Annotated in this window: 14 protein-coding genes; 7 read left to right on the top strand and 7 right to left on the bottom strand. The window is 71.6% G+C overall.

Annotated elements, in window-relative coordinates; translation table 11 throughout:
* Positions 1 to 26: 26 nt before the first annotated feature.
* The 3 genes from ACN6LB_RS10905 to ACN6LB_RS10895 all read right to left on the bottom strand — a co-directional run bounded on the left by ACN6LB_RS10905 (position 27) and on the right by ACN6LB_RS10895 (position 5137).
* The gene (locus tag ACN6LB_RS10905; protein WP_445025641.1) at positions 27 to 2630 is read right to left on the bottom strand and encodes a cellulosome protein; all 2604 of its coding nucleotides are present in this window, start codon (positions 2628 to 2630) and stop codon (positions 27 to 29) included.
* 189 nt (positions 2631 to 2819) lie between these two features.
* Complete coding sequence (locus ACN6LB_RS10900; RefSeq protein ID WP_445025640.1) at positions 2820 to 3452, bottom strand: MarR family winged helix-turn-helix transcriptional regulator; 633 nt, start codon at positions 3450 to 3452, stop codon at positions 2820 to 2822.
* On the bottom strand, positions 3449 to 5137 hold the full coding sequence (locus ACN6LB_RS10895; protein WP_445025639.1) for an FUSC family protein: 1689 nt from the start codon (positions 5135 to 5137) through the stop codon (positions 3449 to 3451). Before ACN6LB_RS10895 ends, ACN6LB_RS10900 begins: the two co-directional genes overlap by 4 nt.
* Positions 5138 to 5340: 203 nt before the next feature.
* On the opposite strand from ACN6LB_RS10895, the gene ACN6LB_RS10890 reads away from it, so the two are divergent.
* From ACN6LB_RS10890 to ACN6LB_RS10875, 4 genes are all read left to right on the top strand, one after another.
* Positions 5341 to 5892 (top strand): DUF5134 domain-containing protein, encoded by a 552-nt coding sequence (locus tag ACN6LB_RS10890; RefSeq protein WP_445025638.1) that lies wholly within the window; start codon positions 5341 to 5343, stop codon positions 5890 to 5892.
* A 141-nt stretch (positions 5893 to 6033) separates the two neighbouring features.
* Positions 6034 to 6969 carry a M56 family metallopeptidase gene (locus tag ACN6LB_RS10885; RefSeq protein WP_445025637.1) on the top strand — a complete coding sequence of 312 codons (936 nt, stop codon included), beginning with the start codon at positions 6034 to 6036 and terminating at the stop codon, positions 6967 to 6969.
* Between the two features lie 80 nt (positions 6970 to 7049).
* Positions 7050 to 7733: a phosphatase PAP2 family protein gene (locus ACN6LB_RS10880; protein ID WP_445025636.1), complete on the top strand. Its 684-nt coding sequence runs from the start codon at positions 7050 to 7052 to the stop codon at positions 7731 to 7733.
* Between the two features lie 33 nt (positions 7734 to 7766).
* Positions 7767 to 8465 (top strand): HAD family hydrolase, encoded by a 699-nt coding sequence (locus ACN6LB_RS10875; RefSeq protein ID WP_445025635.1) that lies wholly within the window; start codon positions 7767 to 7769, stop codon positions 8463 to 8465.
* Positions 8466 to 8481: 16 nt separating this feature from the next.
* On the opposite strand, the gene ACN6LB_RS10870 is transcribed toward ACN6LB_RS10875, so the two are convergent.
* The 3 genes from ACN6LB_RS10870 to ACN6LB_RS10860 form a co-directional block, all read right to left on the bottom strand.
* Positions 8482 to 8898 (bottom strand): (4Fe-4S)-binding protein, encoded by a 417-nt coding sequence (locus ACN6LB_RS10870; RefSeq protein WP_445025738.1) that lies wholly within the window; start codon positions 8896 to 8898, stop codon positions 8482 to 8484.
* 45 nt (positions 8899 to 8943) lie between these two features.
* On the bottom strand, positions 8944 to 9189 hold the full coding sequence (locus ACN6LB_RS10865) for a DUF2630 family protein (RefSeq protein WP_445025634.1): 246 nt from the start codon (positions 9187 to 9189) through the stop codon (positions 8944 to 8946).
* Between the two features lie 76 nt (positions 9190 to 9265).
* Positions 9266 to 9895, bottom strand: a complete 630-nt coding sequence (locus ACN6LB_RS10860; protein WP_445025633.1) for a TetR/AcrR family transcriptional regulator — start codon at positions 9893 to 9895, stop codon at positions 9266 to 9268.
* A gap of 87 nt (positions 9896 to 9982) precedes the next feature.
* Here ACN6LB_RS10860 and ACN6LB_RS10855 point away from each other — a divergent pair, with 87 nt between their 5' ends.
* Entirely contained in the window at positions 9983 to 10675 is a 693-nt protein-coding gene (locus tag ACN6LB_RS10855) for an NAD(P)-dependent oxidoreductase (protein WP_445025632.1), read from the top strand.
* Between the two features lie 164 nt (positions 10676 to 10839).
* Positions 10840 to 11550 carry a TetR/AcrR family transcriptional regulator gene (locus ACN6LB_RS10850; protein ID WP_445025631.1) on the top strand — a complete coding sequence of 237 codons (711 nt, stop codon included), beginning with the start codon at positions 10840 to 10842 and terminating at the stop codon, positions 11548 to 11550.
* A gap of 91 nt (positions 11551 to 11641) precedes the next feature.
* Here the strand turns inward: ACN6LB_RS10850 and ACN6LB_RS10845 are convergent, their stop codons facing one another.
* Positions 11642 to 12133, bottom strand: coding sequence for a DUF6214 family protein (locus ACN6LB_RS10845; RefSeq protein WP_445025630.1), 492 nt, complete (start codon positions 12131 to 12133; stop codon positions 11642 to 11644).
* Positions 12134 to 12358: 225 nt separating this feature from the next.
* On the opposite strand from ACN6LB_RS10845, the gene ACN6LB_RS10840 reads away from it, so the two are divergent.
* Positions 12359 to 13402, top strand: a 1044-nt coding sequence (locus ACN6LB_RS10840; protein WP_445025629.1) for an FAD-dependent oxidoreductase, incomplete at its 3' end; no start/stop codon positions are given.

Genomic DNA, 13402 nt, shown 5'->3' with positions numbered 1-13402 from the left:
TGCGGGCACAGCCCTTCCCGCTGCGGTCAGGCGAGCGGAGTCACCGTGACCTGGTCGATGACCGGTGCGTACGCGGAGCGCTGCTGGAACGCGTTGGAGGTGTCGCCGTCGAAATCGGGCAGCTCGTCGGCGGTGAAGGTGAGGGTGTTGGGTCCCTTCCGCAGGGTGACCGGGACGGTGAGGTCCCAGAAGTTGTTGAAGTGGAAGGTGGTGGGGAACAGGACGCGCTGCGCCGCGGCCCCGTCGACGGAGAGGTCGACATGGCGGCAGACCGGGTCCGGGTTGTAGTGGGTGGCGGGCGGTTGCTCGCCGTTGGAGTAGCGCAGGGTCAGGGCGTGGCGGCCGCTGTGCGCCGCCGTGACCGTGAGGGTGAGGGCGTTGGCGGTGCCCTTGCCGATGCAGTCGACCGCCCTGCCGCCGGTGGCGAAGGGGTAGGCGTCCGTGACCTGCGCGGTGCCGGTGAGCGTGCCGTTCTCGGCGGGGTACACCGTCGGCTTCAGCAGTCCTGCGGCCGGCCCGACTCGCAGCCGGTCCAGCACGAGCCCCGCCGGGCCGGCCGTCACCGTGACCTTGTTGATGCCTCCGGCCAGGAAGAGCGGAACCCCGCCTCGCACGACGGCCCCCACGGTCTCGCCGTTGACCGTCAACACCCCGTCTCCCAGGCCGAGTTGATCAACCCTCAGCGTTACCTCGCCGTCGGTGTGGGCGTGCACCCAGAAGGTGGCGCTGCCGCCCTGCGGAAGCACGACCGCGCCCGGCCCGGACGCTCCCCGGTGCGCGTAGTCGACACGGGCGCCGTCACGCAACGCCGCGTACTCCGCCTCGTAGAGCGCGGGCGCCGTCGCGTGCTCGTCCCGCAGGGTCAGGTCGATCCTGTCGATGAGCGCGTCGCCCCGGGTGACGCCGAGTTCGGGGTCCTGGGCGGCGAGTGTGATCGTGTGGGGCCCCGCGGTCAGTTCGACGCGGGTGTCGGTGTGCCCCCAGACCACCGGCTTGTAACCGAGCGGCAGCCTCAGCTCCTGGGGCTCCTTGCCGTCGACGCGCAGGAACACGTTGGTGGGGCCCTGCTCCTTCACCAGGTCGTGGAGGTTCCAGGAGTTCGCGAAGACGCTCAGGTCGTACGTGCCCTGCTGCGGCGCCTCGACGGAGAACGCGAGCACGCCGTCGGAGCCGGTACGCAGACCGCCCACGTGGTAGGTGCCGGAGGTGGCGAACTTCTCCACGTCCGAGGGCGACCCCTCCGGGCCGTTCCTGGAGTAGCCGCTCCCGGTGTAGGTGGCGTCCTCCGCCGCGTACGTCCGGCGCCGGCCGGCCGAGGGCGGTGCGCAGAGCGCGCCGTTGCCGCCCGGCGACAGGACGACCTGGTACGCCGACATCGCGTCGAGACCGGTCAGGGACAGCGTCACTCGGCCGCCCTCGACGGGGAGTTCACCCTCCTTGAGTCTCAACGGCTGGGCGCAGGCGCCGATCTGGCCGGTCCAGGGGATCTCCTGGACGGCGAAGTGCACGGTGGTCCCGAACACGTCCGGCGCGATGTTCGAGAAGAGGATGTCGGCGGCACCGCTCTTTCCCCCGAACAGGGTCCGGGACTGGCGCTTGTCGGTGTCGAGCGTGGCGACGCCCTGCAGCGTGTACTGCTCGTTGGGGTGGGGCGCGGTGACCTGGACCGTGTCCCCGGTCATCTGCCCGTAGGCGTTGAACAGCCACCACTGGCCGTTGCCCTTGTTGGCCTCCGCCACCGAGTCGTTGAGGTTGCCGTCGATGTTCCAGTACGCCAGGTCGGCGTCGACCTTGCACTCCTCGAAGGCCGCGATCCACTGGACGACCTGGCCGGGGACGGACAAGTGGTAGTTGAAGGCGTACTCGTTGATGTTGATGGGCAGCGGTTCGAGGCCCAGGTCCTCTTCCATACGGCGGTACTTGGCGATGTTCGTGCGGATCGCGGAGGGCGTCGACAGCTCGTGCCACGTCATCACGTCGGGGAGGACGTCGTGGGCTTTGGCGAACTCCAGGAAGCCCCTGACCTCGTCGTACAGGACGCAGGTGTTGGGGCCGGCGATGCGTGCGCCGGGGTGGAGGTCCCTGATGAGGTGGTGGAGGTCCTTCCAGGCGGCGAAGTAGTGCTGCGGATCGGTGCGCCAGGAGACCTTGTCGTAGCTCCATTCCCCTTCGCCGAACATGTTCCCCTCGGGCTCGTTGAAGGGCACGTACACGACATGGGACGCGAGATCACCCATCGTCAGAACCTGCTTGACCTGCTTCTCGACCTTCGCCTTGTAGTCGGCGAGCCGTTCCTCGCCCGTCGCGCCGGGCCATTGGTAGGGGAAGCCGCGGTAGATGTCGGTCATGTAGACGTAGACGTCCCGGCCACCCGCGGCCACGAAGGACGGCAGGATTTCGAGCGCGTCGGCGCCTGGATGCTGAGTGCCGTCCTGGGCCTTGGTCGACACCGTGCGGACGTACATGCCCTCGACGATGTTGCGACTGGGCACACCGTCGCCGTACAGACCGTAGAGCGTGCCGCTCGCTCCGCCGTGGAAGGCACCTGTACCGGCCCCCAGGTCGACAGCGAGTGTTTCCGTCCCGGTATCGGTCCCGGCTTCGATCCCGGTCTCGGAGTCGGCTGCCATGGCGTGGGGTCCTCTCGTCGGCGTGCGTCTCCGTGCGGGACATGCGCCACAATTGTTCGGGATTTCGTACGTTGACCGGAACATCGAACCGGCCTGCCCGAACGTAGGAGTGGCGCGCGTCCCGTGTCAACGGCCGGTGTCCACGAAGGCGACGCGCGAGAGTTTTCGGCGCTGTGGCCTGCAGGGGCCTCAGACGCGCGGCGTTCCCAGGCGGCCTTCCAGTTGGCTCAGCAACTCGCCCAGCAGAGCGGCGAGTTCACGCTGACGGCTGGGGTCGATGCCGGAGAGCACGGTGGTCTCGTAGGCGAGCTGGTCGGGAAGGATGCCGTCGACGAGGGTGCGGCCCGCGTCGGTCAGCCGGACGTGGGCGACCCGGCGGTCCCGGGTGTCGCCGCGGCGCTCGACCAGTCCGCGTTCGGTGAGCTGCTTGAGGCGCTTGGTGACCGCGGCGCCGGAGGAGAACGTCTCCCGCGCGATCTCGCTGGGCGTCAGCTCGTGTCCGGTGCGCCGCAGCGTGCCGAGGACGTCGAACTCGGGGCGGGTCAGTCCGGCGCGGCGCAGCGGAGCGTCCTCGGCCTGCTGAAGCAGCGCGGCACTGCGGTTGATGCGGCCGATGATCTCCATGGGCCCGGTGTCGATCCCGGGGTGGACCGCCTGCCACTGGCGCACCACCGCGGCCACGGTGTCCCGCGGCGCCGCCGATGCCCCGTACCCCGGAGAGTCGGCCTCGCCGGCAGGCGTGCTCGCAGCCGCCACCCGTTCCGCCGGAGCGTCCCCTGCCCCCGTCGCCGCCGTCGCCGCCCGCCCGTTCGCTGCCGTCATGCCTGTGCGCCCTCCAAGGAGTGCAGTCCCTGCCGTCGTACCGTCGCCGCGAGCGTACGGTGTCCGGCCTGCTCGGCCGTCATCACCCGCTCCTGCGGCAGGGCGCGTTGCCACCATTCGCCGGCCGCGGCGTCGGCGTCGGCGCGCAGGCCGACGAGCGCGGCTGCCAGGCCGCGCCGGGCGGACTCGAGCGCGGCGGAGTCGGGGCGCTCGGCGCCGAGGAGCCGGGCGGCACGCTCGCGGGCCCTTTCCACCGTGTCGAGGGCGTGCTCGATGCGGTCACCGGCGCGGCGGTTGGTGACCGCCACGGCCGCGGCGAACCCGACCAACGCACCCACGAGGGTGTCCACGACACGGTCGGTCATCAGCGCGCCCTGCTGCTGGGCCTGCGCGAACTCGGTGATGAGCAGGGCCATGGGGGTCACACAGATGCTGCCGAGCCAGTAGTTGCGGCCGATCAGCGCCTCGGCGCCGAAGTTGAAGGCGAGACAGCACAGCACCAGGGCCACCTGGCCCAGGTGAGCGATCGGGGCGATCGCGGCGAAGACGAGCACACCGACGAGGTTGCCGACGACCCGCTGGACTCCGCGGCTCCAGGTGAGGGTGACGTTCGCCTGGTACAGGGAGGCCGCGGTGACCAGCGCCCAGTAAGGGCGGCCGACACCGAGCGCGAGTGAGACGTATCCGGCGAGGGCGCAGCCGAGTGCGGTGCGCAGGGCGATGGGCGCCAGCGGACCGAGCCGGCTCAGCAGCGGGCGCCCGGGGGTGTCGAGCTCGATCTCCACCCCGAGCAGTTCGTCGGCGGCGCTCTCCAGGTCGTCCGCGTGCGGAACCGGTCCGGTGCCGCACAGTTCGCCGGCCCAGGCACGCAGCCGTTCGGGCCGGGTGTCGGCGGGCGCGGCGAGCGCGACGTCGGCGCGCACGACGAGCCGTTCGAGGGCGCGCCGAGGTGCCGTGCGGGTGCCGGTGGACAGCAGCGACTGCCATGCGGCGTGGACGGCGGCGACCGCGGCGGCGCGGGTGCGAGCGGCCGCCTCACCGTTCCCCTCCGCCTCCGCCGTCCCCTTCGCCCTCTTCATCCTCATCGTCTCGACGTACGCGGCCGCGGCGCTCAGGGCGTGCGCGGTGGCGCGGCGCTCGGGCCCGTGCGGACGGACGAGGCCCGGGGCCATGCCGACGATCCAGGCCCAGACGCCCGCCGCCGCGGCGAGCGCGAGATGGCCGGGGATCTGGCCAAGGCTCTGCGGCGCGAAGAGGGCGGCGGAGCTGATGAAGGTGAGGACGACATGCCCGGGCGGGCCGACGCGGGTGGCGTCGCACAGCGCCTTCTGCACGGCGGCCAGCAGGGCGCCCACGGTGACCAGGACGACGGTGTTCGTGGTGAGCGAGGCGGCGACCAGCGCGGCACCGAGACCGCCGAGCATGCCGAGCACGACCAGGGCCAGGGTGCGGGCCCGGGCGGCGTAGGGACGGTTGTGGGCATAGAGCGCGCACAGCGACCCGGCCATCGTGTACATCGCCAGGTCCAGACGCCCGAGCGCGAGGAGCGTCAGGTTCGGTGGTGCCGTCGAGGCGACCACGCTCAGTGCGGGCTTGAACCAGATGTCGGAGGGCCTGCCGACGCGGAGCACGCCGGCGAGCGGAAGCCGACGTACCGGCTGGGATCTGTGGGTCGCACTGCTCATACCTGCAAGATTAGCATGTATTTTACTCGTAAACCATGCACTCCCACCTGCGCTTCGATACCGCACGCTCCCCCGTGTACACCCTTGCGCTCGCGTGCGCACCAGACGCTCCGGGCATCTCTAGACCGACTGTCCGACCTCCGGGAAATCCACGGGGCGAGATCGAGGCGTCACAGCGTCGAGCGGAAAGCGGGAGGTACGCGGTGCACGGACCGGCTTCGCCCGGCTGGCTGCTCGTCGTGCTGTGCGCGGCGACCGGGGCCTACTGCCTGCTGCGGATGCGCAGCGCTGTCGAGGAACAGCGCCGTACCGCGGGCGGCGAGGCACTCATGGGTTTCGGCATGGCCGTGATGGCCGTTCCCGCCGCGGTCGCGGCGCCGCCGAGCTGGACCTGGCCGGCCTACGCGGCCGTGTTCGGCGCGGCCGCTCTGCGTGCCCTGTGGGCGGCCCGGACCGACCCGCACCATCTGCACCACCTCGTCGGTTCCCTCGCCATGGTCTACATGGCGGGCGTGATGGTCACCTCCCCCGGACACCACGGTCACGGCGGCTCGGGCGCGCCCCTGGCAACCGGACTGCTGCTGCTCTACTTCGCGGGATACGTGGTGCGGTCCGGAGTCCGGCTGCTGCCCCTCGCGACCGTGGCCGTCGGCGGAGGCACCCGCAACCTCGGCTGGGGCGATCGCCCGGAACTGGCGAGGGCTTGCCGGCTGTCGATGGGCATCGCGATGCTGGCGATGCTGGTCACGCTCTGACACCGCTCCTGGCCGGCTCAAAGACCGACGGCCTCACGGAGCTTGGGCCCCGACGGTGAGGCGCTGTACGAAACCGTGGCGTACGTCACTTGCCCTCGCAGCCCGTATCCACCGGCGACGCCCCGCTCATAGGCTTCGACCATGATGGTCCCCGCGGCACTGCTGCTGCTCGGCGCGCTGACCGCCGTCGTCGCCCCGCGGCTGCTCGCCCTGGCCGACTGGCCGGACCGTGAGCCGGTGGTCGCGCTGTGGGTGTGGCAGTGCGTGGTGGCCGCCGTCCTGCTGTGCTGCGCCCTGTCGATGACCCTCAGCGCGGCCGAGGCCTGGGTGGCCGTGCGGGGACATGTGTTCGCTCGGGCACCGCGCGCGGTGGTGGAGGCCTACGCGCAGAGCACCGGCAGCCCCTGGGCCGCGACGACGGCTGTGGCGCTCGCGTGCGGCGGTGCCTGGAGCGGGGCGATGCTCGTCCGTGAGGTCGTACGGGCCCGGACGCGTCGTCGGCGGCGTCGCGCCGAACTCCTCGTACGCGCTCCGCTGTTGCCCGGCGAGGAACCACGCAGCGACCGGCTGGTGGTCCTGGAGGGCGAGCGCCCCGATGCCTGGTGGCTGCCGGGAGCGGCGCCCCAACTCGTCATCACCACCGCTGCGTTGCGCCGTCTGAAGGGGCGCCAGTTGGATGCCGTACTGGCGCATGAGCAGGGGCACGCGCAGGCGCGCCACGACTGGCTGCTGCACTGCTCGGCCGCGCTGGCCAACGGCTTTCCGCAGGTGCCCGTGTTCGCCGCGTTCCGCGACGAGATGCACCGCCTGGTCGAACTCGCCGCCGACGACGTGGCGTCCCGCCGCTTCGGCCGTCTCACGATCGCCCTCGCCCTGGTCGAACTGAACGAGGACCGCGGCGTGTTCGGCCCCTGTCCCACTCCCCAGGCGCACGTTCCGCAGCGTGTCAACCGTCTCCTGACTCCCCCGGACCGGCTCACGGCGGCGCGAAGGCTGCGCCTGACGGCCGCGGCCGCGCTGGTTCCGGTGGTTCCGGTCCTGGTGGCGTTCGTCCCGGGGCTGCGGGCGCTCGGCTGACGCGTCCCCTGAGGCCGAAGAGTGGTGTCCGGTGGTCCAGGGGTTGGCCTCCGGTCCCGGTCATCGGCGAGGATCACGGTATGCACCTCCCGCCCGTCGACTCACCGTCCAGCACTCCGGGCCCACGGGCTGCGACGTTCACCGTCGCGGTCCTCGCCGTGCCCTCGGTGCTGCTGCTGCTCCTGGTCGTGCTCTCATGGCGTCCCCTGCTCTCGCTCGACGGCGACATCGCGCGCACCACGCACCGCTGGGCGGTCGACAACCCCGGATTGACCCATGTGTTCCGCATCCTGAGCGACTGGGTGTGGGATCCCTGGACGATGCGCGCGGTGTGCGCGGCAGCCATGGTCTGGCTGGTGTGGCGCCGATCGGCGTGGAGGACGGCCCTGTGGCTCGGCGCCACATGTGCGCTGGGCGCACTGGTGCAGCAGGTGATGAAGGCGGCGGTCGGCCGGGAACGTCCCAGCTGGCCCGACCCGGTGGACTCCGCCCACTTCGCGGCCTTCCCCTCCGGCCACGCCCTGACGGCCACGGTGGTGTGCGGACTCCTGCTCTGGCTGCTTCGGCTGTACGGCGCCGGGCGCGTCCTGTGGCGTACGGCAGTGGCCCTGGCCGCGGTGTCCGTCGTGGGTGTCGGCGTGACCCGGGTCTGGCTGGGCGTGCACTGGGCGTCGGACGTGCTGGGAGGCTGGCTGTTCGGGGCGTTGCTGGTCGCGCTGGCGGTGGCCTCCTACGAGCGCCGGCCCGGCATGAACCGGCCTTGACCGGCGGGGGTCCCGGCACAAAGGATCACTCTCATGGCGATCAAAAGCGTGCTCTTCGACTTCTCCGGAACCCTCTTCCGTGTCGAGTCCACCGAGTCCTGGCTCCGCGCGGTGCTGTCGGGCGCCGAAGTCCATCTGTCGGAACCGGAGTTGATCCGGGCCGCGCAGGCGCTGGAGTCGGTCGGCGCGCTGCCCGGCGGCGCACAACCGACGGTCCCGGTGCCCTGCGACCTCACCGAGCTATGGGCGAACCGCGACCGTAGCGCCGAGTCGCACCGGGCCGCGTACACGGGAGTCGCCCGCCAGGTGCCGCTGCCCGACCCCGGTCTGTACGACGCGCTGTACGACCGCCATATGATCCCGGCCGCCTGGCAGGCCTACCCCGACGCGGCCGAGGTGCTCGCGGCGCTGCGCCGGCGCGGGGTCTCGATCGGTGTCGTCAGCAACATCGGCTGGGACATGCGACCGGTCTTCCGCCACCACGGGCTCGACCCGTACGTGGACACCTACGTCCTGTCCTACGAGCACGGCATCCAGAAGCCGGACCCGCGGCTGTTCGCGACCGCCTGCGACGCGCTGGGCGTCGCTCCCGAGGACACGCTGATGGTCGGGGACGACCGCCGCGCGGACGGAGGCGCGGCGGCACTGGGCTGCGCCGTGCATTTCGTGGACCATCTGCCGGTGACAGCACGTCCGGACGGACTCCGCCCGGTCCTCGACCTGGCCGGCTGACGGCACGCGGTGCGGGTCAGTCCTTGCCGCAGACCCCGGAGTGGTCGCAGTAGGGCTGACGGCCGCTCGCCCCGCACCCGCACAGTGTCGCCCGGGTCTCCGTGCGCACCCCGTCGTCGTCGGGCACCCGGATCCGCAGATCGCCGCGCAGCACCAGGCGGCCGTCCGCGGTCCGCTCGACGGTGGTGGGCAGGTCGGGCAACTCCGGTGGCCCTTGCGCGAGTTCGTACTGCAGCGCGCCTGAGGGGCAGCGCCGGATCACCTCGGCCACGCGGTCGGCGGCGGCCGCGTCAGGGGTGATCCAGGGCCGGCGCCCGGTGTCGAACACCTCGGGCAGGCCGCGGGCGCACTCGGCGGCGTGCAGACAGCGCGTGCCCTCGAAGGTGACGGTGATGCTCTGGCCCCGGTAGGGCTTTCCGCGTTCCGTGCCCATGCGCGGGACCTCTCTCGGCGGACCGTCGCTGTCGACGGCCACGGGTCACTCCAGGTAGCCCTCGACCTGCGACGACGGCTGTACGCGTGCCTCGTCGGGGTTCTCCCCGAACTCGGTCTTCGCACGGCGCCGGCGCAGCAGGTCCCAGCACTGGTCGAGTTCGCGCTCGATCTCTCCCAGTCGTTCGTGTTCCGTCGTGCTGTCGATCTCTCCGGACGCGAGGGCGTCGCGGAGCCTCCGCTCGTCCTCCACCATCGATGAGATTCTGGCCAGGATCTGTTCTTGGTCCATGTCGACCGCCTCCTCGGCACCGCAGGCACTCCAGCCCACCCTAAGGACGCCACGGCGACTCTGCGACAGATACCGGTCAGCGGGCGCGCACCACCTGACGCACGCGGCGCGGACGCAGGGCGGCCCGCAGTGACGGTTCGAGGATCCTGCGGACGTCCGCCGCGCCGAGCGCCGCCGCCGGGCCCAGGGGGCTGAGATACCGCGTGAAGATCAGACCGCCGATCACGGTGACGGCGGCGGTGGCACGTTCCGTCGCGTCGGGGCCCCCGAGGAAATCCGCGATCTTGGAGAGCACCTCGCGTTCCAGGAACTCCCGGAAGACCCGCATGACCTCGGGGTCCTGCATCGAGGTCCGGTCGAACACGGACATGGGCCCGGCGGCGGCACTCTGCGGCGTCGTGGCGTCGCCCTCCCACAGCGAGGTGACCGCGGCCAGGATCCGGTCGGCCAACCCCGCCGGATCTCCGCGCAGCGCGTGGACGATGGCCAGCGACTGCCCGCACTGCAAATTCATCGCCTCGCCGAACAGACCCTGTTTGGAGCCGAAGTGGTAGCTGATGAGGGCCGAGTCGACGTCGGCCGCGGCGGCCACGGCTCGCAGGGTCGTGCGCTGGTAGCCGTGCTCCAGGAACAGATCACGGGCCACTTCGGCGATGCGGGCCTTGGTGGGCGGATTGCCGCGCGGGCGGCCACGGGTTTTATTCATCAGCGTTGAATATCCAGCGGGCCGGGCGGCAGTGTCAAGGCATCACGAACCGGCACACCGGCCGGTCCTCATGGCAGGAGAGAGCTCATGCGCATCGTCGTCTTCGGAGCGGGTGGCCCCACCGGACGCCAACTGGTCGAACAGGCCCTGGACGCCGGACACGAGGTCACCGCGGTGACACGCCGCCCGCAGCTGTTCACGGCACGCGACGGGCTGACCGTCGCCGACGCGGATGCCACCGACGCGGACGCGGTCGAGCGGGTGGTCGCGGGCAGCGACGCGGTCGTCTCGGCGCTCGGCGTCCCGCCCGGCCGCAAGCCGGTGACCCTGTACTCCACGGCCGCCACGCACATCCTCCGTGCGATGGAGCGCCACGGCGTGAAGCGGCTGATCGTCGTCAGCTCCAGCGTCCTGGACCCCGACTGGCGCCCCAGCGGCGCGTTCTTCTTCAACCATGTGCTGGACCCGTACGTGAACCGTGTGATCGCCCGCACCGCACACGTCGACATGCGCCGGATGGAGGCGCTGATCCGTGCGAGAGGCCTGGACTGGACGATCGCCCGCCCTTCCGGTCTCTTCGACCATCCGCAGCCGACCCGGGCCCTGGTCGCCGAGGACAGCGCGGACGGGGTCTTCACGGCCCGGGCCGACCTCGCCGCGAGCATGCTCCGGGAGCTGTCCGAGGGGCGCTATGTCCGCAGGGCCATGGGCGTGGTCACCCACGAGGTCAAGCCGAGCATCCCACGGCTGATCTGGAACGAAGCCGTCAAAAGGAAGTAGCCGTGCCAGGCCCCCACCCGGCACGGCTCTCTCCCCCGCCCTCTGCCCTGGATGATCCCCCGCGTCACCCAGAGCAGAGGGCAGCCCGGAACAGCCCTGTGAAGGTCTGGCACGGACTCGCTGAGTATAGTTGGCTGGCAGCCAGTCAACGCAGGAGTTACAGGATGTCCCCGCGCAGCGCCTCGGTCAATGAAGAGTTGCGGCGGCGTTCCCGGGAGCGGCTCCTGCAGGCCGCGGTGGAGATGGTGAGCGAGCGTGGCTACGAGGCGACCACGCTGGGGGACATCGCGGATCGCGCCGGCTCGGCGCGCGGACTGGTGTCGTACTACTTCCCCGGCAAACGGCAGTTGGTCCAGTCGGCCGTGCACCGGCTGATGCACCGCACGCTGGAGGAGGCGCTGGAGCGCGAACCGCGCACCACGGACGGCCAGGAGCGGATGGCGCGGGCCATCGACGCGATCCTGGGCCTGGCCCGGGAGCGGCCGGTCCTGATGCGCCAGCACATGGCCGGGCTGCTGCAGGCCGAGGGGTTCGTGCAGTGCCCGGAGCAGAAGCGGCTCGCGGAGCTGCTGGGCGAGACGGTCGCCGGGCAGGGCTCGGCGGACGCCGCCGACTATCCGATGCTGCGCGCACTGCTGATGGGTGCGGTGTACGCGGCCCTGGTGCCGGGTGTCCCGATGCCGGTCCCGACGCTGCGGGCCGAGCTGTTCAAGCGGTACCGGCTGGACTGGGAGATGGGCGTCCCGCCGGGCACCGAGGTGCCCGACGGGACGCGCGACACGGATCTTTCGCGCTTCTTCGCGACGGGGCGCCTCGCCGCCGAGCCGGGTGCGGATCCGGCCGCGGAGGCCGACGGGAGCGCGGGGCGGTCGTAGCAGGCCGGCCTACGGGAATGGCTGCCGGCCATGGCAGGCCGGTCTCCAGTAGCTCCGGTCAGCCGACGCGTTCACGCCTCAACAACCGTGCTCAGCGCCGCGCATGACGAGGTGTCAGGTATCCCGCGTCGCGCGCCCCGGCGATCAGCCTGAGCGAGCGGCGGCGGCTGTGGCCGGTGGCGCACATGACCGCGAGCACCGGGTCCACCCCGTCCTCCTGGGCCGCGCGGTACTCCTCCGCGACGAGCCAGGTGCCCTCCGGGCCGCGCGGCCATGCCCGCCGGGCGCGGCTCGGCGCCTCGTCCGCGTGGGGCTCACAGGGCGGCTCGATGCCGGCGCCGCACGCCTCGAAGAGCGGCTCCTCGATCCAGTCGGCCAGCACCGCCAAGTCGTCGAGGGACAGGGGAGGTTGGGCGCGCACGTCCTCGATGGAGACGGCACCGTCGCAGACCACGGCGAGGACATCGACCTGGGCGCCGTCCGCGAAGGCGAGTCGGACGTGGAACCAGGACGTGGCGATCTCGTGGCACCAGGACGGGGCGCTCTCGTGCTCCTGCACTTCCCAGGCGGGCCACACGGACACCGCACCATCCGGCTGATAACGATCAGAAAGATTAAGAAAGGATGCTTCTAGCACATACGGTACGTAACCGCATGATCACATTCCATGCGAAGAGGCACGCGCATGAGGGGCCGCGCGGCACCCCGTCGGACCAGCCGCGTGTCGGCCCCCTCCCTTCCCGGCCCGGGCGGTGCGATGCTGGAGCCATCAGCGATCTCCTCGCACTGTCGGGTAAGGAGTTCCGCCGTGCTGCATGTCGCCGTCGTCGGCTCGGGGCCCAGTGGGGTCTACACCGCCCAGAGCCTTGTTCAGCAGAGCCAGGTACCCGAGGTGCGGGTGGACGTACTGGACCGCCTGCCGTGCCCGTACGGCCTGGTGCGCTACGGAGTGGCACCCGACCACGAGAAGATCAAGTCGCTGCAGAACAACCTGCGCATGGTCCTGGAGCACGGGCAGGTGCGGTTCCTGGGCGGCGTCCAGGTCGGTCCGGGCGGTGTGCCGACGGCGCGGCTGCGGGAGCTGTACCACGCGGTGGTCTACTGCGTGGGCGCCGCCACCGACCGCCATCTCGGAGTGCCGGGCGAGGAGCTGCCGGGCAGTTGGTCGGCGACCGAGTTCGTGTCCTGGTACAGCGCGCACCCCGACTCCGTCGCCGACGGTTTCGTGCTCGGCGCCCGGACGGCGGTGGTCATCGGCGTCGGGAACGTCGCCGTCGACGTCACCCGCATGCTGGCCCGCGGTGCCACCGAGCTGAGCCCCACCGACATGCCGCACGCGGCGCTCACCGCGCTCGCCGCCAGCCACGTCACGGACGTCAGCATGGTGGGCCGGCGCGGCCCCTCACAGGCCCGCTTCACCACCAAGGAGCTGCGCGAGCTGGGCGCACTGCCGGACACCGAAGTCGTCGTGGATCCGGAGGAGTTGGCCCTCGACCCGGCCTGGGCCGACCCCTCGGCGCTGCCCGCCGCCAACCGGCGCAATGTGGAGGTGCTGCGCGGCTGGGCCGCCGCTCCGCCGCAGGGCCGTGCGCGCCGCATCCGGCTGCGCTTCTTCCTGCGCCCGGTCGAACTGCTGGCGGACCGGGGGCGGGTGGGCGCGGTGCGCTTCGAGCGGACCGTCCCGGACGGACGCGGCGGGGTGACGGGCACCGGGCGGTACGAGGACATCGAGGCGCAGGTGGTGCTGCGCTCGGTCGGCTATCGCGGGGTGCCGCTGGAGGGGCTCCCCTTCGACGCGGAGCAGGGCACCGTGCCGCATCGCGCGGGACGGGTACTGGGCGACGGCGCCGTC

It is taken from the genome of Streptomyces sp. SAS_270 (assembly GCF_052543295.1).
The sequence above is the reverse complement of the archived record's forward strand: the minus strand, read 5'-3'. Positions and strand labels throughout refer to the sequence as shown.

Bases quoted from the DNA above. Each gene is read 5' to 3' on its own strand.
- ACN6LB_RS10905 (WP_445025641.1), bottom strand. From the start codon at position 2,630: ATGGCAGCCGACTCCGAGACCGGGATCGAAGCCGGGACCGATACCGGG.
- ACN6LB_RS10900 (WP_445025640.1), bottom strand. From the start codon at position 3,452: ATGACGGCAGCGAACGGGCGGGCGGCGACGGCGGCGACGGGGGCAGGG.
- ACN6LB_RS10895 (WP_445025639.1), bottom strand. From the start codon at position 5,137: ATGAGCAGTGCGACCCACAGATCCCAGCCGGTACGTCGGCTTCCGCTC.
- ACN6LB_RS10885 (WP_445025637.1), top strand. From the start codon at position 6,034: ATGATGGTCCCCGCGGCACTGCTGCTGCTCGGCGCGCTGACCGCCGTC.
- ACN6LB_RS10880 (WP_445025636.1), top strand. From the start codon at position 7,050: ATGCACCTCCCGCCCGTCGACTCACCGTCCAGCACTCCGGGCCCACGG.
- ACN6LB_RS10875 (WP_445025635.1), top strand. From the start codon at position 7,767: ATGGCGATCAAAAGCGTGCTCTTCGACTTCTCCGGAACCCTCTTCCGT.
- ACN6LB_RS10870 (WP_445025738.1), bottom strand. From the start codon at position 8,898: ATGGGCACGGAACGCGGAAAGCCCTACCGGGGCCAGAGCATCACCGTC.
- ACN6LB_RS10865 (WP_445025634.1), bottom strand. From the start codon at position 9,189: ATGGACCAAGAACAGATCCTGGCCAGAATCTCATCGATGGTGGAGGAC.
- ACN6LB_RS10860 (WP_445025633.1), bottom strand. From the start codon at position 9,895: ATGAATAAAACCCGTGGCCGCCCGCGCGGCAATCCGCCCACCAAGGCC.
- ACN6LB_RS10855 (WP_445025632.1), top strand. From the start codon at position 9,983: ATGCGCATCGTCGTCTTCGGAGCGGGTGGCCCCACCGGACGCCAACTG.
- ACN6LB_RS10850 (WP_445025631.1), top strand. From the start codon at position 10,840: ATGTCCCCGCGCAGCGCCTCGGTCAATGAAGAGTTGCGGCGGCGTTCC.